15 protein-coding genes and 1 riboswitch are annotated in these 17,325 nt (G+C 41.5%); of the genes, 1 reads left to right on the top strand and 14 read right to left on the bottom strand.

Translation table 11 applies throughout. The features are described from left to right. Positions 1–418 precede the first annotated feature (418 nt). The 4 genes from AYJ08_RS04830 to AYJ08_RS04815 form a co-directional block, all read right to left on the bottom strand. Positions 419–622 (bottom strand): hypothetical protein, encoded by a 204-nt coding sequence (locus AYJ08_RS04830; protein ID WP_064016805.1) that lies wholly within the window; start codon positions 620–622, stop codon positions 419–421. A 181-nt stretch (positions 623–803) separates the two neighbouring features. Continuing rightward, positions 804–1,778: a PfkB family carbohydrate kinase gene (locus AYJ08_RS04825; protein WP_064016804.1), complete on the bottom strand. Its 975-nt coding sequence runs from the start codon at positions 1,776–1,778 to the stop codon at positions 804–806. 277 nt (positions 1,779–2,055) lie between these two features. Then, a complete protein-coding gene (locus AYJ08_RS04820; protein ID WP_031415491.1) occupies positions 2,056–2,238 on the bottom strand; it encodes a hypothetical protein in 183 nt (60 codons plus the stop codon). Between the two features lie 67 nt (positions 2,239–2,305). Then, positions 2,306–3,529: an alanyl-tRNA editing protein gene (locus AYJ08_RS04815; protein ID WP_064016803.1), complete on the bottom strand. Its 1,224-nt coding sequence runs from the start codon at positions 3,527–3,529 to the stop codon at positions 2,306–2,308. Positions 3,530–4,032: 503 nt separating this feature from the next. On the opposite strand from AYJ08_RS04815, the gene AYJ08_RS04810 reads away from it, so the two are divergent. Beyond that, positions 4,033–5,538: a class I adenylate-forming enzyme family protein gene (locus AYJ08_RS04810; protein ID WP_064016802.1), complete on the top strand. Its 1,506-nt coding sequence runs from the start codon at positions 4,033–4,035 to the stop codon at positions 5,536–5,538. 770 nt (positions 5,539–6,308) lie between these two features. Here the strand turns inward: AYJ08_RS04810 and AYJ08_RS04800 are convergent. From AYJ08_RS04800 to AYJ08_RS04755, 10 genes are all read right to left on the bottom strand, one after another. Then, a complete protein-coding gene (locus tag AYJ08_RS04800) occupies positions 6,309–7,292 on the bottom strand; it encodes a C40 family peptidase (protein ID WP_064016800.1) in 984 nt (327 codons plus the stop codon). Further along, the gene (locus AYJ08_RS04795) at positions 7,289–8,380 is read right to left on the bottom strand and encodes a mandelate racemase/muconate lactonizing enzyme family protein (protein WP_064016799.1); all 1,092 of its coding nucleotides are present in this window, start codon (positions 8,378–8,380) and stop codon (positions 7,289–7,291) included. Before AYJ08_RS04795 ends, AYJ08_RS04800 begins: the two co-directional genes overlap by 4 nt. A gap of 102 nt (positions 8,381–8,482) precedes the next feature. Then, positions 8,483–9,484, bottom strand: a complete 1,002-nt coding sequence (locus AYJ08_RS04790) for an ABC transporter permease (RefSeq protein WP_064016798.1) — start codon at positions 9,482–9,484, stop codon at positions 8,483–8,485. Between the two features lies 1 nt (position 9,485). Then, positions 9,486–10,979 (bottom strand): sugar ABC transporter ATP-binding protein, encoded by a 1,494-nt coding sequence (locus AYJ08_RS04785; protein ID WP_064016797.1) that lies wholly within the window; start codon positions 10,977–10,979, stop codon positions 9,486–9,488. 80 nt (positions 10,980–11,059) lie between these two features. Beyond that, positions 11,060–12,142 carry a sugar ABC transporter substrate-binding protein gene (locus AYJ08_RS04780; protein ID WP_082890867.1) on the bottom strand — a complete coding sequence of 361 codons (1,083 nt, stop codon included), beginning with the start codon at positions 12,140–12,142 and terminating at the stop codon, positions 11,060–11,062. A 142-nt stretch (positions 12,143–12,284) separates the two neighbouring features. Further along, positions 12,285–12,395, bottom strand: a riboswitch (SAM riboswitch). Positions 12,396–12,466: 71 nt separating this feature from the next. Further along, on the bottom strand, positions 12,467–13,687 hold the full coding sequence (locus AYJ08_RS04775; RefSeq protein WP_064016795.1) for a branched-chain amino acid ABC transporter substrate-binding protein: 1,221 nt from the start codon (positions 13,685–13,687) through the stop codon (positions 12,467–12,469). Between the two features lie 66 nt (positions 13,688–13,753). Then, positions 13,754–14,551, bottom strand: coding sequence for an ABC transporter ATP-binding protein (locus AYJ08_RS04770; RefSeq protein ID WP_064016812.1), 798 nt, complete (start codon positions 14,549–14,551; stop codon positions 13,754–13,756). 5 nt (positions 14,552–14,556) lie between these two features. Continuing rightward, complete coding sequence (locus tag AYJ08_RS04765; RefSeq protein ID WP_064016794.1) at positions 14,557–15,468, bottom strand: ABC transporter permease; 912 nt, start codon at positions 15,466–15,468, stop codon at positions 14,557–14,559. A 33-nt stretch (positions 15,469–15,501) separates the two neighbouring features. After that, positions 15,502–16,500, bottom strand: a complete 999-nt coding sequence (locus AYJ08_RS04760) for an ABC transporter substrate-binding protein (protein ID WP_064016811.1) — start codon at positions 16,498–16,500, stop codon at positions 15,502–15,504. 165 nt (positions 16,501–16,665) lie between these two features. Further along, complete coding sequence (locus AYJ08_RS04755) at positions 16,666–16,989, bottom strand: thioredoxin family protein (protein WP_082890865.1); 324 nt, start codon at positions 16,987–16,989, stop codon at positions 16,666–16,668. Positions 16,990–17,325 lie beyond the last annotated feature (336 nt).

Here is a 17,325-nt window from a genome sequence, read left to right as displayed (position 1 = left end):
AGCACCACCAATGACAGGATCGAACTTGTTTTTTTCATGTTGTAGCTCCTTTCAGTTCCTATACAAGGCCTGTCCCCTTAAAAGGTCTTTATCAGGCAAGCATTTGCTACCCTTTGTGTTTTTTTGGATAACTTTCCCTTCTATGTTTAGACTCAAGACATGGCAAATAGTTTCACTTAATTTGAAAAAAAATATTTTAAAAATGCTCAAATCTATATGTAATGCGTATATATAATCAAAAGTAAGTTTATATTTTTTAGTATTACTAAACTTTTAAAAGTTGAATTTAATTTATTTTTTGGGATTTTTTCTACATTAAATTTCTTTGCTACTTTTTTAAGATCATGTTACTGCTATATTAAAAGGGCTGGGGAACCAGCAACACTATGCTGAAACCCCACCCCTGCTAAAGGTAAAGCTAGCCACGCTCATTTTGGGAAGAAAGCGTACTGGCATATAGCGAAAATACTTCACGAATAAATACATCTTTTCCAAAAGGTAACTGGGGAAATAAAAAAATGAGCTGACCTACCTGGTTTTTTACACGATAAGGAATGGAGAAATCATCAAGTATTTTTTTTATTTGACCCCCATCCTCCCAGGTTACTTGATAACCAATCATTTGCTTTTATATGCCTCCTAACGCTGTCCAAGGCATCGCCTTTTTGTTAATCAGTATGCCTAATGGTTAGGAAGGAAATTCGACAAGTGGTTTATCGTAAATAATGCTCTTAACTGGTGACGAGTTATGAAAAATGATGCTACAAAAAAAGAACTAACCAAAAGGGTTAGTTCCTTATTTTCTACGCCTGTCCTACTAATCTATGCCGAAAAAGCAAGTCGCGCATCTCTTGATTTTGTTCAATTTTCTCCATCAAATCAGGGCAGATGCTCTCAGTTGACTCAATTGTCCATCCTGCTACTCTGGTACCGCATATAACCGCCTCTTGAAGAGTTAAACCAGTGGATAGCCCCATGACAATCCCAGAGAAGTAAGCATCTCCAGCGCCGCTGCAATCAACTAGATTCACAGGGAATACAGGCTGGTGCCCTTTCGCTCCCGTCTTCTTGTCATAGAATACAGAGCCTTTCTCCCCCAACGTAATAACCATTTGCTGTAAGCCAGAATAATTCATGTAGTCAGTAAGTACTGCCAATTGATCCGCAATTTCCATATTGGTAAAATCAATACCAAAAATTTTGTCCGCTTCATAATTATTACAAACAAAACAATCAAACTCATGTAGTAGCTCTGGATGCTCAAGCACGATTTCCATATTAGCTGGCAAACCATAGATTGGTTTGTTATGCTTTTTGGCTAAGCTCGTGATATGAGAAATGATTTCGTGATTTAAGTCCAACTCCGTAATAATATGTGAGGAGGCTTGAACAATCTCTTCTCCTCTATCCTTGATCAATTGTTCCATCTGTTTTAAATCTGGCATTTGAGAAATAGAGCCTTGTAATTCTCCAGTCTCATCCAAAATAACCATCCACATTCCCATTCCACCATGCTTGGTATAATGAGAATAATCCGTACTTACATTTGCTGCTTTCAAACGATTCTCAACGTCTGGCCCCATACCGGTCGTCTCTAGTACCGATACAAAAGCGGTTGGACAGCCCGCTCTCCCAAGATTTTCAGCAATGTTACGTCCTACTCCGCCATGAACAAATTGGACATTCCCTAGATTCCGGTTTTTGGCCTCATATGCTTGAAACGGAAATCCTTTCACATCCATAAAAACTGTTCCTAGAACAGAGAGAAAAAGACTCATAATCACTAGACTCCTGTCTTTATATTGTTTTATGTCATTGATAACTAATCCATATGCCATTTACATTATTGTAATATTACCTTATTAGACAACATTCAACAATAGTTAAATGGCAAAACGGTTCGGCAATACCTGCTTATCGAAGAAAAACATGGTGCTACTGTATACAAATGAAATCCACGATTGCCATAGGCTTTACCTTCAAAAGTAAAAGAGCGAACAAGAAACATTCCGCGTTTCTCCATTCGCTCATGCCAAGCTTTAATTGTTAGAATTCCTATGAGCCGCCTGTTCTTCTACGTTGATTGTTAGGCTTCTTGTTGTTTTGCGTCTTTAGCACTTTAGTTGAATGATTTCCTTTTTGAAAATCCTTGTCACTTGCCTGTTGTTTTTTCTGAGCTAGTCGTTGTTTCATCGCTTCAGCTAGACTAATTTTTTTTGGAGCTTGTCCCTCTGACATAAATTTACACCTTCTTCATCGAAAACTACTTTCTATTGTATAGCTTTTTATGAAAGCGTTCAATAACCTATTTTTCTAGCAAAGCCTGCAATTCTTCCCGTGCATATGTATGAATTTGGTCTGGGTTATAAGGAGAAGCTGCACCACCTTGTGCAATCAATGCATTCCCGCCACCCTTTCCTTCGACCCGTGGTAGAATGCGCTTTACCCACGTGTTCATCTCAACATCCGCCTCTTTTCCACATGCGCAGACAAATTGCTGCTTCGCTCCACCTGTGATCAACAGAACAATTGCATTCGCTTCCTGACCAGTAATAAGCTGTGCTATTTTTTGTAGCTCAGATAAGGGCCGCTCTTCATACCGTTGCGTAATCAACAGTCTGTCATCTAATTGTTCTGCATGACGAATCAGCATGTCCTTCTCATGGGAGAACAACGCTTCTTTTACTTGCAGCAGCTCATCAGCTAGTTCCTCTTGCTCCGCCTGTAATCGTAAGACAGCCTCCTGCAACCCAGCTTCATTTGTTTGGAGAAGACGGCTAACCTGTCTTAACAGGGCATGCTTATGATGCAATCGCTCTACTGTTCGTTTTCCTACTGTAAACTCTAAACGAATATGCCCCTTATGCTTTTCCCACTGCAAAATAAGGATTGGACCTACTTCACCAGTGCGATTAGGATGCGTCCCTCCACAAGGATTGTAGTCAAAGTCAGGAATAATCACTAAACGAATATCTTCCTCAACAGTAGGTTTTTTACGTAACGGATATTTCTCCAGCTCTTCTTCATGTACAAAACGTGCGATGATATCACGATTCTCAAATACGATCTGATTCGCATAGGCTTCCACTTCTTTTACCATCTCTTCGGTTAATTCTTTTATATCCAAGTCGATGGTACAGGTTTCTTGTCCTAAATGAAAGCCGATGGTAGAGGCGCGATACTCCTCAGCAAAGGCTGCGGATAAAATATGTTGTCCTGCATGCTGCTGCATATGATCAAAGCGTCGATCCCAATCAATGCTCATCTGAATCTGCTTTTGATCTGAAGTGAGCGGGCTTTCTATATGATGCCAGACCACGCCCTCTCTCTCTTCTACATCTAGTACCTTATGCTGACCTATGTATCCTGTATCGTGTGGCTGCCCCCCACCTGTTGGATAAAAGATGGTTTGATCAAACGCAACCCAGTTTTTCTGAAATTCATCGGTGACTTGGTGTAAGACGGTGGCTGTACATTCCCGCCAATAAGGATTTTGATAGTAGAGTTTGGTTGTCGCTGAAATTAACATGCTACTCACACCTCCGCCTCTATTATAGAGGGAACCGAGTAAAAAGAGCAAAAGAAGCATAATATTCGGATAGCAAATCATGAAAATAATTCACGGCGATCCAAACGCTGATAATCTTTAGTTACAAATATTTTAGTTATGTTAACCTTTTAACCTTTGTTGAGGCCTTTTCCATACGTAGTTACTTTATAACTAAAGCATAAGGTCCAATAAACTCAAATCTCAGCATGATTCACCAGGGGAATGGAAATTCACACAACGAAAACAAAAGCAATCGGGAATTGTTGAACACGAAATACGAAAACTATCTCAAAAATTATTTATTTATAAAGTATTTTCAGCCCAAAAAACAGCTACATAATCTATACAAATTCATTTATATAAGGTAAAATTATACATAATAGACAAACATTTTAAATACAATTTGATACGTAAACAAAAGTAATCTATAAAAACAGCTCTTACATTTCGGCAAAAAAATAACTTGGAAATGAGGTTATCTGATGTATTCCTTACACACAATGTTAAAAATTCGCGCTGAAAAAACACCTGATTTGGAAGCTCTTGTTGGTGGGTCCACTCGCTATTCATTTCAAATGTATAACGAAAGAGTCAATCAATTGGCACATTATTTATTGGAAACAGGTATACAAAAAGGTGATCGGGTAGCCATAATGTGTAAAAACAATCACCCTTTTCCGACCATCATGATGGCGGCATTAAGCATAGGAGCAATCGTTGTCCCTTTAAACCTTACCTACTCCTCTTATGAATTGGAAGGCATCCTCCATACATCTAAGCCGAAAATACTTTTCTATGACCAAGAATTTACTAACGCACTTCCCAAAAAGGATCTACTCCCCACTTCGATAGTAGTTGGCATAGGAATGGATACCTCAACAGCTTTTGAAGAAATCTTTAGCGGCAACTCTCCTTCTTCGAAACCCTCTGTAACCGTAAGTCAGAACGATACAGCATTTTACTGCTTTACTTCAGGCACCACCGGCAATCCAAAAGCTTGCGAGCTCATCCATCGCACTTTCTCTGAATCATTTAAAGAAATGCTTTCTTATCCCCATGCTTATCAAAATGAACGTTTTCTTGCCGTCCATCATCTCTATCATCTAAGTTCCATTAATAACATGCTATACAGTATCGCTTCTGGGAATACGCTGGTCTTTTTGCATGATTACGATCCCGTAAAAATTTGGGAGATGATTGATCAAGAAAACATTACGACGATGATTGCTTTCCCTTATATTTTTACCTATATGCTACATGAATTTAAAAAAAGCAAGAGAAAAACGACATCACTAAAAACTGTCAGCACAGGAGGCACAAAGGTCCCTTCTACCTTAATTAAGCAATATCACGAATTAGGAATTTCGATGTCTGTCACTTATGGATGCACAGAAGCGATCGGAGTTAGCTTCTATACTCCTGATATGGGCCTGGAAAAAACCGAATCTGCCGGAAAGCCCCTGCCAAAAGTTGTATGTAAAATTATCCATCCCCAAACAGGCGAGGAGTTGCCTGTCGGAGAAGTTGGAGAAATTGTGGTGAAAAGCCCTCATGTATTTAAAGGCTATTGGAATAATCCTGAAGCCACTAATCAGGTGCTGAGAGAAGGCTGGCTACATACTGGTGATAGCGGTAAATTTGATGAGGATGGTTTTTTGTATATTATGGGTAGATATAAGGATGTTATTGTATCTGGTGGAAGAAATGTTTATCCCGATCAGGTAGAAGATGTCATTATGCAAATACCACAGGTTCTAGAAGCAGCAGTAGTTGCTGCTCCTGATGAAATGTTGGGTGAAATCCCACGCGCCTATATCGTGAAGGAAGTCGGAAGTAGCCTTTCGGAGGAAAACGTTATCGAATATTGTAAACAAAGACTCGCTCTTTATAAGATCCCTCAAATTAGATTCACAGATGCTCTACCGAAGAATAGCTTAGGAAAAGTGCTAAAACAAAGCTTACGAGAACGGGCACTTGTCATGGAATAACAGATTTGTCGTTTACAAGCCAGTAGTCGTCTGCTTTGTTAAGAAGCTATTCCAGCAAAAGAATAAACTGACTTTTGCAACATTTCATCCACTTATAAGCGATATGAATACCTTTGTGTATGTAAAAAACTTGGAAACATGGAGAGTCTTCTCTTCTTGTTCCAAGTTTTTGTTTCTTTATGAGAAGAATGAGCTTCTTTTTAGTCGGCAAATGCTCTTCTAAGCATCCATTTTACAAATTTAGATTTTCTTAAAGAAGAGATTTTTACTTTTTAAGGCAAACTAATGAACACATTGTTACAAAAATGTGTTAAAATCGTGTTATTCTTAAGGAAGACACAAAAATTTCACTTGTTTTCTTTCGAGATTTTTACTTATAGAGGGAGGTTCCTACATGTTCACACTCCTAATTTGTATCATTATTGTCGCCATTGGAGGCGGTTTCTTTTTATTGGGTCCAAAAAGAAGCTCGTAAAGCACACACCACCTACGCTTCCCTATATTCTTTTTGGAGAGTAGGATTTCTTTTTGAAGCTATTATGGATACTCGTCAGGAATGTACAATTGGATCATTTTTTCATCCCACGAGCCATTACCCTAAACTACTGCTTTCTGAAGAGCAGTTTTTTGCTCTGCTCTTTTTAATAAGCAATCAAATCTCCCGATCTATTTGGAAAGCTTCTAGATTATAGTCCACACACAAAAAAAGACAGCCACGTAAATACCACTATCTGGCGGCATAACGGACTGTCTATTCTTTTTATTTATCGTCATGAATAAAAAACAGGGCTTGTTAAATGCCAATAGCGCCGAGCAATACATAGTTCCGGCTCGTATTCAGGATGTCCGGTAATTTCTAGCTCTTCTACACAGCGTCCTGTCTTAGGAGCGTGAAGCATCCGTGTACCTCCCAGCGAGATGGCCACGTGATGAACAGCACCCTTCCCTTGTTCATAGGCAAAAAACAATAAGTCTCCTGGTTGTACCTTATCCAACGGTATCTCTTGCCCAAATTTAGCCTGATTGGAAGCATCACGAGGAATTATTTTGCCAAATGCTTTATGCATGGAATAGGCAAACCCTGAACAATCATAGCCAAACGAAGAAGTCCCAGCCCACAGATAGGGCAACCCAAGAAACTGCTTACCCGCTTGCACAATCAGCTCTCCTGAAACATCGCTCTTTTCACCACGTGTACGGATAGACACATCTGCCTTTTGTAGCCACCGCTCCCCGATGGGGGTCTGTACCCGAACCCACATCTCTTCTTGTTCAACGACAGGCAATGCAGTCAGGTAGCTCAATTCAAGCTCGATTGCTTTAGGCAAGAGCTGAGCTTCCCCGGTGACGGGCCCTTCCTTTTCAACATACAAGCACGCCTTATTGACTTGTACGACCGCAATTATCTGTTCTGGTGTGGGAACAGGCCAATTCACCAGAGCCAATTGAGCACGAGGCATCCAGCCTGGATAACCCTTCTTATTTTTTAGAGTAGGCTGGTCTCTGACAAGGACTTTTACCCAATCCCCAGCCTCTTCCTCTACGTGAACAATAGTTCCAAACAAAACCTGTGTCTGTGTCTTGTTTGCCTCACAAAGCTCCAGCCGTTCGAGATAGCCAAGATCATTCAACCACTCAGAGAGGTGTGTTGGATTTTGTAGGGCAGGCAGATCTAACTCACGTGGAGATTCAGGAGACGTCCAAAGGGTTGCTACATTTACACTAACAACATACTGCTGTTCATATGTACTCATGTGTGTTCTACCTCCAGCACATCAGTTATACCTAGTCCGGGAGCATCCGTTAGCTTCATGCAACGTCCCTCATACACGACGCCACCTTTCACCGTATCATGCTGTAGCATTAATGGAGCATCGAAGTCAAAGCGAGTAATATTTTTCTTACTTGCGGCAAAATGAGCGGCTGCCGTGATACCCAAACGAGTCTCAATCATGCTCCCCACCATACATTCTACGCCACATAACTCTGCCAATTGATTCATTTGTTGTGCTTTATAGATTCCGCCTGCTTTCATTAATTTAATATTGATAAGATCAGCAGCGCGTGTGGTTAATACAGCATAAGCCTCCTTGGGACCAAATACACTTTCATCAGCCATAATCGGTGTATCCACATGATCTGTTACCAGCTTTAGACCTTCAATATCATGTGCTTTAACTGGCTGTTCCACCAATTCTATAGCCAATCCCATCTCTTCCATCTTGCGTATCGAGCGAATCGCTTCCTTGACCCCCCAGCCCTGATTAGCATCCAGTCTAATTTTGACCTGATTGCCTACACGGTTGCGAATTTCCTGAATACGAAGGATATCATGTTCAATATCATCTTTGCCTACCTTAATTTTTAACGTATGAAATCCAGCCTGCAAATAGGAAACGGCGTCCTCTCCCATCTCTTGAGGAGAGTTCACACTAACCGTATAATCCGTCTCCATACTGTTTCGGAATCCTCCTAAAAACTGATACAACGGCATTTTGGCTTTTTGTGCTACTAAATCATAAATAGCCATATCAACTGCTGCTTTTGCACTATAATTGCCTACCATACAGCTATGGAGCGTTTGAAAAATATCTTCATAGTTAGACAAAGATTTTCCGACTAATCGTGGACGGATGACATGCAGGATAGCCCCCTCAATGCTTTCAAGACTATCACCAGTGATCACCACAGTTGCTGGCGCTTCACCAAATCCATGGCATCCAGTATCGGTCGACACCTTTACAATAATCGATTCTGAAGTAATTACCGTTCTCAAGGCTGTTTTAAAAGGTTTAATCAGCGGCACAAATTGACGTCTGATTTCTATGTCAGTAATATTCATGAGGAACCTCCAGTTATTGGAATTATGGAATACTTCAGTAAACTTCACGTTAAAATAATAAACGTAGTATACCAAAATTATCTGGGTTCGCCCATTCAAACCTTAGCTGGAACGATGTCTCATCTGATAGTACGTAGCGGATAATGCAAAAATAAGCACAGTGCCTTTTACAATATCATGTGCATAGTAAGGCAAATTCAGCATGGTCAAAGCGTTCAGAAGTACACCGATCAGTACAGCACCTACAAAGGTCCCTCCGACATTTGGTTTGCCAGCTCCTAACACAGAATAGCCAACAAATGCTGCCGCAACCGCATCCATTAACAAAGGGGCACCTCCATCTACCTGCCCAGTCCCGATACGTGCCGTCATTAGAACTCCTGCCAAGCCACAAAAGAGTCCTGATAACAAATAAGCTAAAACCCGATAGCGATCAACTGGAATTCCTGATAGACGAGCCGCTTCCTGATTGCCACCAACTGCATAGAGTAAGCGGCCGTAACGCGTATAATGCAGAAAGATATACACCAAGACAACAGCTACTATCATGATAATCACTGAGATGGGAATGTTAGCTATCGTCCCCTGGCCAATTTTCAAAAAGGTTGGAGATATAACTCCTGGAGCTGTTGTCTGATCGGGCATGACCATGTTGGAAGTAATGGAATACCCTTTTGTATATACCAGATGAATTCCTTTCACAATGTAGAGAGCCGCTAAGGTAGCCAGCAAATCAGGAATTCTCACTTTTACTACCAGAAAAGCATTACATAATCCAATCAAACCTCCTATAACAATCGGTACCAAAACGGCTAACCACACGCTTTGTTCAAACCAGACCATGATAGAGGCTGACACGACAGAAGCTAGTGAGACGATAGAGCCTACTGACATGTCAAAGCCATTGACAATAAGAGTAAACGTAACTCCAATAGCAACAAGCGTAACGATAGAAATGGACTGTAAAATACCAGTAATATTGTTAAATGTGAAAAAATACTCATTTACTATGCTAAACAAAACGATGATAAACGCAATAAAACCTAATGTTCCATATCGAAATAGAAGATGTAAAAGCTTATCTTTAGCTGTTCCTTGTGCCATACTACTGTCCTCCGCTCGCGTAATACATGATGGTTTCCACTGTTGCTTGTGATCGGCTTAGTTCTTTAACGAAGGACCCGTCGTACATGACCAAAATGCGATCTGCAATCCCTACAAGCTCCTCGAACTCACAAGAAAGATACACAATCCCTTTTCCATTTTTAGCCAAATTGCCGATAATTCTATAGATTTCTGCTTTCGCTCCCACGTCAACACCCTTCGTCGGCTCATCCAGAATAAAGATATCGGCTTCCGTAGCCAGCCATTTCCCAATCACTACTTTTTGTTGATTTCCTCCACTTAATGAGCTAATAGGCAACTGCGGGCTAGCTACCTTGATCTGTAATGCTTGAATCAGCCCTTTTACCGCTTCATTTACTAACAGCGAGCGCAAGAAACCGAATCGACTATAGTTATGAAGGGTAGTCATTGTTAAATTAACAGCTACGGATTCTTCTGCCATGATGCCTTCTCGCCTACGCTCTTCGGGAATCAGGGCAATCCCCTCATCAACAGCTACTTTTGGCGATGTACATTTCAGCTTTTTCCCTCTTTTGTGCACTTCTCCTGAGATCAGTGGGTCAGCTCCAAATAGAACCCGAGCTAATTCCGACTTTCCTGCCCCCACAAGACCTGCAATCCCTACAATTTCACCTTCATGAACCGTAAAGGAAAGGTTGCGTACTTGTGATCCAGCCACTACATTTTTACACGCAAGCAACCGCTCTCCTATTTTGACCTGCTCTTTGGGATATTCCTGAGACAATGCCTTTCCTAGCATACTGGTAATAACCTCATGCGGATTGGTCTCTTTTGCATGCTTGCACAAGACTAGCTCCCCGTCTCGTAAAACCGTAATTCGATCACTGATCTCAAAGACCTCTGGCATTCTGTGAGAGATAAATACGATTCCAATCCCCTGTTCCCGCAATTGTTTGATGATCTGGAATAACTGCACCGTTTCTGCTTGACTTAAAGGAGCAGTTGGTTCATCTAAAATAATAATTTTAGCCTTTTGAGCAATCGCCTTAGCTAAAAGCACCAACTGCTTTTCGGATAACGTTAGTTCCTCAACCTTTTTTTGCATAGGGATATCAAGTCCTAGCCGCTTGAGTGCTTGGGCTGCTGTTTCCTCCAAGCTTCGCCAGTTAATAAAAGGAGAGCGTCCCCTCTCTACAAAGCCCTCCAGCAGAATATTCTCCGCTACGCTTCCATATCCAATGAGTGCTGTATCCACTTCCTGATATACACATTGGATACCATGTGCCTTGGCGTCCTGCGGCTCGGTCAGACTAACTTCTTTTCCATCTATGACAATTTGGCCAGCGTCTAATGCATAAGCACCTGTCATGATTTTCATCAACGTACTCTTACCCGCTCCATTTGCCCCAAGCAAAGCATGAACTTCACCAGGCCTTACAGTAAAATCCACACCGCGTAAAGCTGGGACAGAGCGAAATGCTTTTTTGATCCCCTTCATCTCTAATGCTGTCAACGTGTCTCTCCCCTTCTATGGGCGGATTTTACAAGGGGTCTGGCAACCTCTATGCCAAACCCCATTCTCCGCTACCTTTCCTATTGGCCCTGTGTGCTCGTGCCCCATTCCTTCACGTACTTGTTCAAATCTGCCATTTTCACAGGCTCCTTAGGCAATTGTTCACGTGTGATTAGCACAGGGTTCAAGCTTACCTTATCTGGTACCTGCTCTCCCTTCAGCTTCTTAAATAAGTATCGTGCCTGTACCCGTCCAATATCAGAAGGGTCTACGGCTGCCGTTGCAACCCATGGTGAATTCTGATCTTGCAGCATTTGCAAATCCTCATCGCTCATATCTATGCCGTATACCTTAATTTCATTGCGTCCAGCCTGCTGTATCGCGCGTGTCGCACCTTTGGCAAATTCATCCCAAGCAGTCCAAACTGCTGTGATATCTCCTTTGTTTGGATACTGCTTCAGAATCGCTTCCATTTGTGCCTGCGTATCCAAAGCCGTGTTGGCAGAAGCTGATCCGAATGCAGCCATTTCGTTAAAGCCTGGATTTTTGTCCATAAATGCCTTATAAGCGATTTGACGACGTTCCATTGGAGTAAAACCAGCTACCCATATCTTCACAATATTTCCTTTGCCACCTGTGTCTTGTGCCATTTTGTTTAGTGTTTGTTCAGCCAATTTAATATCATCTTGCTCTACTACTGTTACTCCCGGAATATCTAATCCTGTATCAAAAGCTACAATTGGAGTCTTTTGAGCCAAGGCCTTTTGAACACCTGGTGCTAAGCTATCTGCACGTCCATGATCCAGCAAAATGCCATCAAATTGTTGGGTAACAGCCGCGTCCAGATGTGAAGCCATTTTAGCAAGGTCATTATCCCCGCTTAAAACTGTCAGTTCTCCCCCCAGCTTCTCTACCTCTTCCTTCACACCTGCAATATATTGAGATGAAAACGATCCAATATTAAATTGCACCACCAGCGCAATTCGCTTTTTCTTATCTGTCGTAGGTTGACCCCCAGCAGCTTCACTACTTGATGCTGACACATTATCGGCTTTTGATGTAGAAGTTGTAGAGGTTGCACCACAACCGCTTAGCACACCCCCTATTAGAAAGAATATTGCGAATAAATAGACAAAACCTTTGTTAATTAGACCTTTCATCATGTCTCTCCCCTTTTTCATTTATCTCTTTTTGTGAAAAAATGTACAATTACATTGGTTCATTCAAAGCTGGGTTCTACTCGATGATATAAAAAAGCCCCTTTTCCTAAGAAAAGAGGCTTGTGTATATGGAAACCCACTACGCCTCTTATCTCTCAGGTTTCCCTGCAGGAGGTAGCACCTTGATGTCTTGTCAAACAGACATTAGGTTGCCGGGCGTCATCGGGCCAGTCCCTCAGCCAACTCTTGATAAGAGAGTATTTTAAATTTTGTAACGTTTTTTCTTACAACAGATATTACACCTGGGTCCTTATCCATGTCAATAGATTATTTTGCTTCACCTTCAAATTTCTTTGAACCGCCTGCATAGTTATAAATAAACACCTGAGCATTCTTATTGTCACCTTTATCATCGAAAGAAACATGTACAAACTGTCCTTTAAAATCTTGTGTTTTGTGAATGGCTTCGAATACTTGAGCACGAGTTGGCTTTTTGTTGCCATTCGCTTTAGCCGCCTCCTCAATCCCATTGATAGCTACAGCCATGGCATCGTAGCCAAACGAGGTAAATATCCCCAGCTTTTTGCCTGTCGAGCCTTCAAATTCCTGTATCCATTTCTTCCCTTCTTCTGTTGCTCTTACGTCACCAACAGTGGAGGTAAACACGACACCCTCTGCTGCAGGTCCCGCAATCGTAAACATCTCAGCAGAATCAAGACCATCAGCGCCCATAAACACACCGGTAAACCCTTTTTCCCGCAACTGCTTAATTAAAATTCCGGCTTCTGCATAATAACCGCCAAAATAGACCATTTCCGGCTTCTTCGCTAACACTTGGTTCACCACTGCACTATAGTCCTTCTCACCAACAGTCAAGCCTTCAAAACCTAGAACGGTAACACCATCCTTCTCAAATTGCTTCTTTACTTCATTGGCTAAGCCTTGGCCGTACGCTTGTTTATCATGAATGACCATCGCATTTTTTACATGCAAGGTATTTTTTGCATAAATAGCCGCTTTTCTTCCTTGTTCGTCGTCGCGTGCACAAATACGATGTGCTACTTTTTTACCTCCCTCAGTAAATTCGGGCCCTGTTGTAGAAGGCGATACCATGACCAAACCAGCTTTTTCATAAGCTGTTACAGCAGACAAGGATGAACCCGTAGTCACGTGACCTACAACCGCTACTACATCGTTGTCGTTAATCGCCATCTGTGCGTTAACAACACCTTGTTTAGGTTCTGCTTGGTCGTCTAAAGGTTTTAATTCAACGTTAAGACCTAAGTCTTGTAATTCCTTCTGCTTTAATTTTAGTGCATATTCGGCACCTGCTTTGGCGGAGTCACCATAATCTGAAGCAGAACCTGAGAGCGGACCAACTAACGCAATCACAATCTTGTCTCCACCTGCTGCGCCACTCCCTCCCTCACTCCCCTTCTGCTGTGAAGTGCCTGATGTCGCATTATTGCCTCCTGCACACCCTGACAAAGCTGCTCCAGCCAATAAAATTGAAGATACGATTGCAAGTGATTTTTGATTTACTTTCATGTCTTGTCCCTCTTTCGCCATTTACTTGGTTGAATGTTCTGAATATTTAAAAATACAAGAGGCGGCTTATGCTAAAATGTATCGATCTTCTGAAAAAGCTTCTCCGCCTCTTGCCTCCTCAAACGCCTGTAGCAAGTCTTTTGTTGTCATTTGTGCTTTCGTCTCTTGGGGAAGATCCAAAATAATCCGCCCCTCATGCAGCATGAATAATCGATTTCCCATATGCAGGGCCTGTTCCATGTTATGAGTGACCATGAGCGTAGTCAATTTGTTTTCTTCCACTATTTTTTTGGTCAAATCAACAATTAACTGAGCCCGTTTTGGGTCCAAAGCAGCCGTGTGTTCGTCCAGCAGTAATAATTTAGGATTGATAAACGTAGCCATCAGCAAGCTCAACGCCTGACGTTGTCCACCAGATAGAAACCCAACCTTGGTTTTCAAACGATTTTCTAATCCTTGGTCTAATATTTTCAGCTTCTCTTGAAAAAACGCTCTTTTTTTATTGGTTACACCCAATGAAAGCGTACGGTGACGCCCACGAGAATAAGCGATAGCCAAGTTTTCCTCAATTGTCATCTGTGGAGCTGTACCTGCCATTGGGTCTTGAAATACTCGTCCAATCAAAGCGGCTCGCTTATGTTCACCCTGTTTCGTTACATTCTGCTGATCAATAAAGATACTTCCTGTATCAGGGATGATTCCACCAGATATCGTATTCATCAAAGTAGATTTTCCTGCACCATTGCTACCAATCACTGTCACAAAGTCCCCGTGTTCGAGTTTTACATGTATGTTGTTAAGGGCAATCTTTTCATTTACGGTATTTGGATTAAACACCTTGGTGACATTGGTTATCTCTAACACGATCATTACCCTCCTTTCACCGTTCTCCCTATTTTCCAAACACCCTTCATGATGTTCGGTAAGATTAGAGCAATGATTACAATAATTGCCGTGATCAACTTCATATCGGACGCAAGGAAACCCTGCCGCAGAGCAAACGCAATCACCAGTCGATACACAATGGAACCAAGAATGACTGCGAGCGTAAGTCGCATTATACTTTTTGTCCCAAACAACACCTCCCCGATAATGACGGAAGCAAGTCCGATGACGATCATTCCAATTCCCATCCCTACATCAGCAAAGCCCTGATATTGCGCTACTAAAGCTCCAGAAGCAGCTACCAGCGCATTTGATAACGCCAGACCTATAATCGTAGTCGTATCTGTATTAGCCCCGAAGCTACGGATCATCCGATCATTATCGCCTGTGGCTCGAATATCTAGTCCCAGATCTGTATGCAAAAACCAGTCCATAATTAACTTTACAATCAACACCATGATGAGAAATACAATAGAACTCGCTAATGAGACACCATAGATTTGAAAGTCAAATATTGAGACTGCCTGGGCTTTCGTATAGAGTGTTTCCTCTCGCAAAAGTGGTACATTTGATTTTTTCCCCATGATCCGTAGATTGATTGAATATAATGCAATCATGGTTAAAATACCTGCCAGAAGGCCATTTATTTTTCCCTTTGTCGTCAGAACCCCAGTAAATACTCCAGCAATCGCGCCGCCTGCCATGGCAAGTGCGGTTGCTACAAATGGATTCATTCCGTCTACAATAAGAATAGCCGCAATGGCTCCTCCCATGGCAAAACTACCATCCACCGTCAAATCAGGAAAATTCAGAATTCGAAAGGTTAAAAAAACGCCCAATACCATGACTGCGAAGAGTAGTCCTTGTTCAAATGCTCCAACAATGGCAATGTTCATTGCTTCCCCCTCTTTAACTCCTCTGTCAATTGCTTATTGATCAAAGGTTTGTACAGCTTTGTCTATGAGATCCTGCGGCAATGATATGCCCATTTTTTCGGCTGCCTTTTTATTAATGACCAGCTTCATTTCCTTTTGGGATTCCACTGGCATATCGCCCACCTTACTTTCTCCCTTAAGAATTTTAGTAGCCATATCTCCTGTTTGCGCACCGAGCAGGCTATAATCAATACCAAAGGTAGTAATTGCCCCACTCTTTACGGAATTTTCTTCTCCAGCGACCACAGGAATTTTTTGTGCTTCCGCAACACTCACAACTGCTGAGATAGAGGCTACTACCATATTATCTGTTGGCACATAAAAGGAATCCACCTTACCTACCATAGACTCTGCCGCTTGCTTTACTTCTGTTGGATTTGTGATAGCAGCTTCTATGATCGTTAGCCCAAACTTTTCAGCTACCTCTTTCGCTTGATCTACCTGCACCTTTGAATTGACTTCCCCAGAGTTATAGATTACACCTACATTTTTTGCATCGGCTTTTACTTTTTTAATCAATGATAATTGCTCTTCTACGGGATTCATGTCTGTAGTGCCAGATACATTGCCACCAGGTTTATCCATTGATTTAACTAATCCGGCACTTACTGGATCGGTCACTGCGGTAAACAGGATAGGGATATCTGTGGTCGTTTGTGCTACTGCTTGTACAGCAGGGGTGCCAATAGCAAGAATGAGATCAACCTTGTCGCCAGTGAATTTTTTGGCAATTTGAATCGCCGTATCCATATTTCCCTGTGCAGATTGAAGATCATATACCACAGTTTTATTTTCTTCAAAACCATTTGCCTTCATTTTGGCTATAAATCCATCCCTCGCGGCATCTAAAGCTGGATGTTCGATTATTTGCACAATTCCGACTTTAGTGGCTTTAGACTCATTTGCAGCAGATTGAACTCCAGAATTTGCTCCGTTTTGGTTGTTAGCTGGAGCTGTGCTAGTCTGACTACAAGCAGTTGCAATCAAAAGCATTAGGGCTGAAAATACGGCCAAAACGAACCTTGCCTTACTTAATTTACCTTTCACACAGAATCCCCCTTTACCTTCTACAAGTAACGATATACGTAACTATGTTACCATCAATCAATTATATTTTGAAGAGTTAGAAAATTATTTTATCGGGCATGTACCCGATTCCTATTGAAATATAGAAAGTGATTGTAGCCAAGAATATAGATCTGGTACGGATTCAAAGGCATACTTTCGTGCTACTTCTCTATCACGCTGGTAAATAATGAGACATGGGACACTGGTAATTTTCCAGTCTTGTGCCAGCTTTTTATGAATATTAATATTAACTCGGTAAAACACTACTGCAGGAAAGAGCTGTTCTAGCATCGTCACCATCTGACTAGCAATTTGACAGGTTCCACACAGCGGCGTATACAGATAGAATATCGAGTATTTTGTCTGTAATAAATCTACCTGAATTACTTTTTGGGCATCTATGATCTCTTCCACGTTACCTCTCTTCCCTCCTATGTAAAATAAATTCCTATTACTGCATCTCTAAGTATATCCTAATCGAGCCATAACACTTTGCAAAAGGCCCCCTCCTATACTACGGAGGGGGTATCTCATATTTTTCCTGAGCGAAAATGGTACGAGATAGGAGATACAATTTATATGGCTATAAAACAATTGGCTAATCTGATAAATGTCATTGGGGAATAATATTCAAACAGTTAGAAGTGCACTGAAATTTTCTTTGCTATTCATGGATAAAAAATAACCAACACAATAAAGATAGCTAGATAACGTAAGAAGGTTATCCAATGCCTTCATCGCAACCAACGC

This window comes from Brevibacillus sp. SKDU10 (genome assembly GCF_001645205.1).
In the GTDB taxonomy this organism is placed as follows: Bacteria; Bacillota; Bacilli; order Brevibacillales; family Brevibacillaceae; genus Brevibacillus_B; species Brevibacillus_B halotolerans.
Note: the sequence above shows the minus strand (reverse complement) of the source record. Positions and strands in the feature narration are given on the sequence as shown.

Bases quoted from the DNA above. Each gene is read 5' to 3' on its own strand.
- AYJ08_RS04825 (WP_064016804.1), bottom strand. From the start codon at position 1,778: ATGAGTCTTTTTCTCTCTGTTCTAGGAACAGTTTTTATGGATGTGAAA.
- AYJ08_RS04820 (WP_031415491.1), bottom strand. From the start codon at position 2,238: ATGTCAGAGGGACAAGCTCCAAAAAAAATTAGTCTAGCTGAAGCGATG.
- AYJ08_RS04810 (WP_064016802.1), top strand. From the start codon at position 4,033: ATGTATTCCTTACACACAATGTTAAAAATTCGCGCTGAAAAAACACCT.
- AYJ08_RS04830 (WP_064016805.1), bottom strand. From the start codon at position 622: ATGATTGGTTATCAAGTAACCTGGGAGGATGGGGGTCAAATAAAAAAA.
- AYJ08_RS04760 (WP_064016811.1), bottom strand. From the start codon at position 16,500: ATGCTTTTGATTGCAACTGCTTGTAGTCAGACTAGCACAGCTCCAGCT.
- AYJ08_RS04765 (WP_064016794.1), bottom strand. From the start codon at position 15,468: ATGAACATTGCCATTGTTGGAGCATTTGAACAAGGACTACTCTTCGCA.
- AYJ08_RS04790 (WP_064016798.1), bottom strand. From the start codon at position 9,484: ATGGCACAAGGAACAGCTAAAGATAAGCTTTTACATCTTCTATTTCGA.
- AYJ08_RS04800 (WP_064016800.1), bottom strand. From the start codon at position 7,292: ATGAGTACATATGAACAGCAGTATGTTGTTAGTGTAAATGTAGCAACC.
- AYJ08_RS04780 (WP_082890867.1), bottom strand. From the start codon at position 12,142: ATGATGAAAGGTCTAATTAACAAAGGTTTTGTCTATTTATTCGCAATA.
- AYJ08_RS04775 (WP_064016795.1), bottom strand. From the start codon at position 13,687: ATGAAAGTAAATCAAAAATCACTTGCAATCGTATCTTCAATTTTATTG.
- AYJ08_RS04815 (WP_064016803.1), bottom strand. From the start codon at position 3,529: ATGTTAATTTCAGCGACAACCAAACTCTACTATCAAAATCCTTATTGG.
- AYJ08_RS04795 (WP_064016799.1), bottom strand. From the start codon at position 8,380: ATGAATATTACTGACATAGAAATCAGACGTCAATTTGTGCCGCTGATT.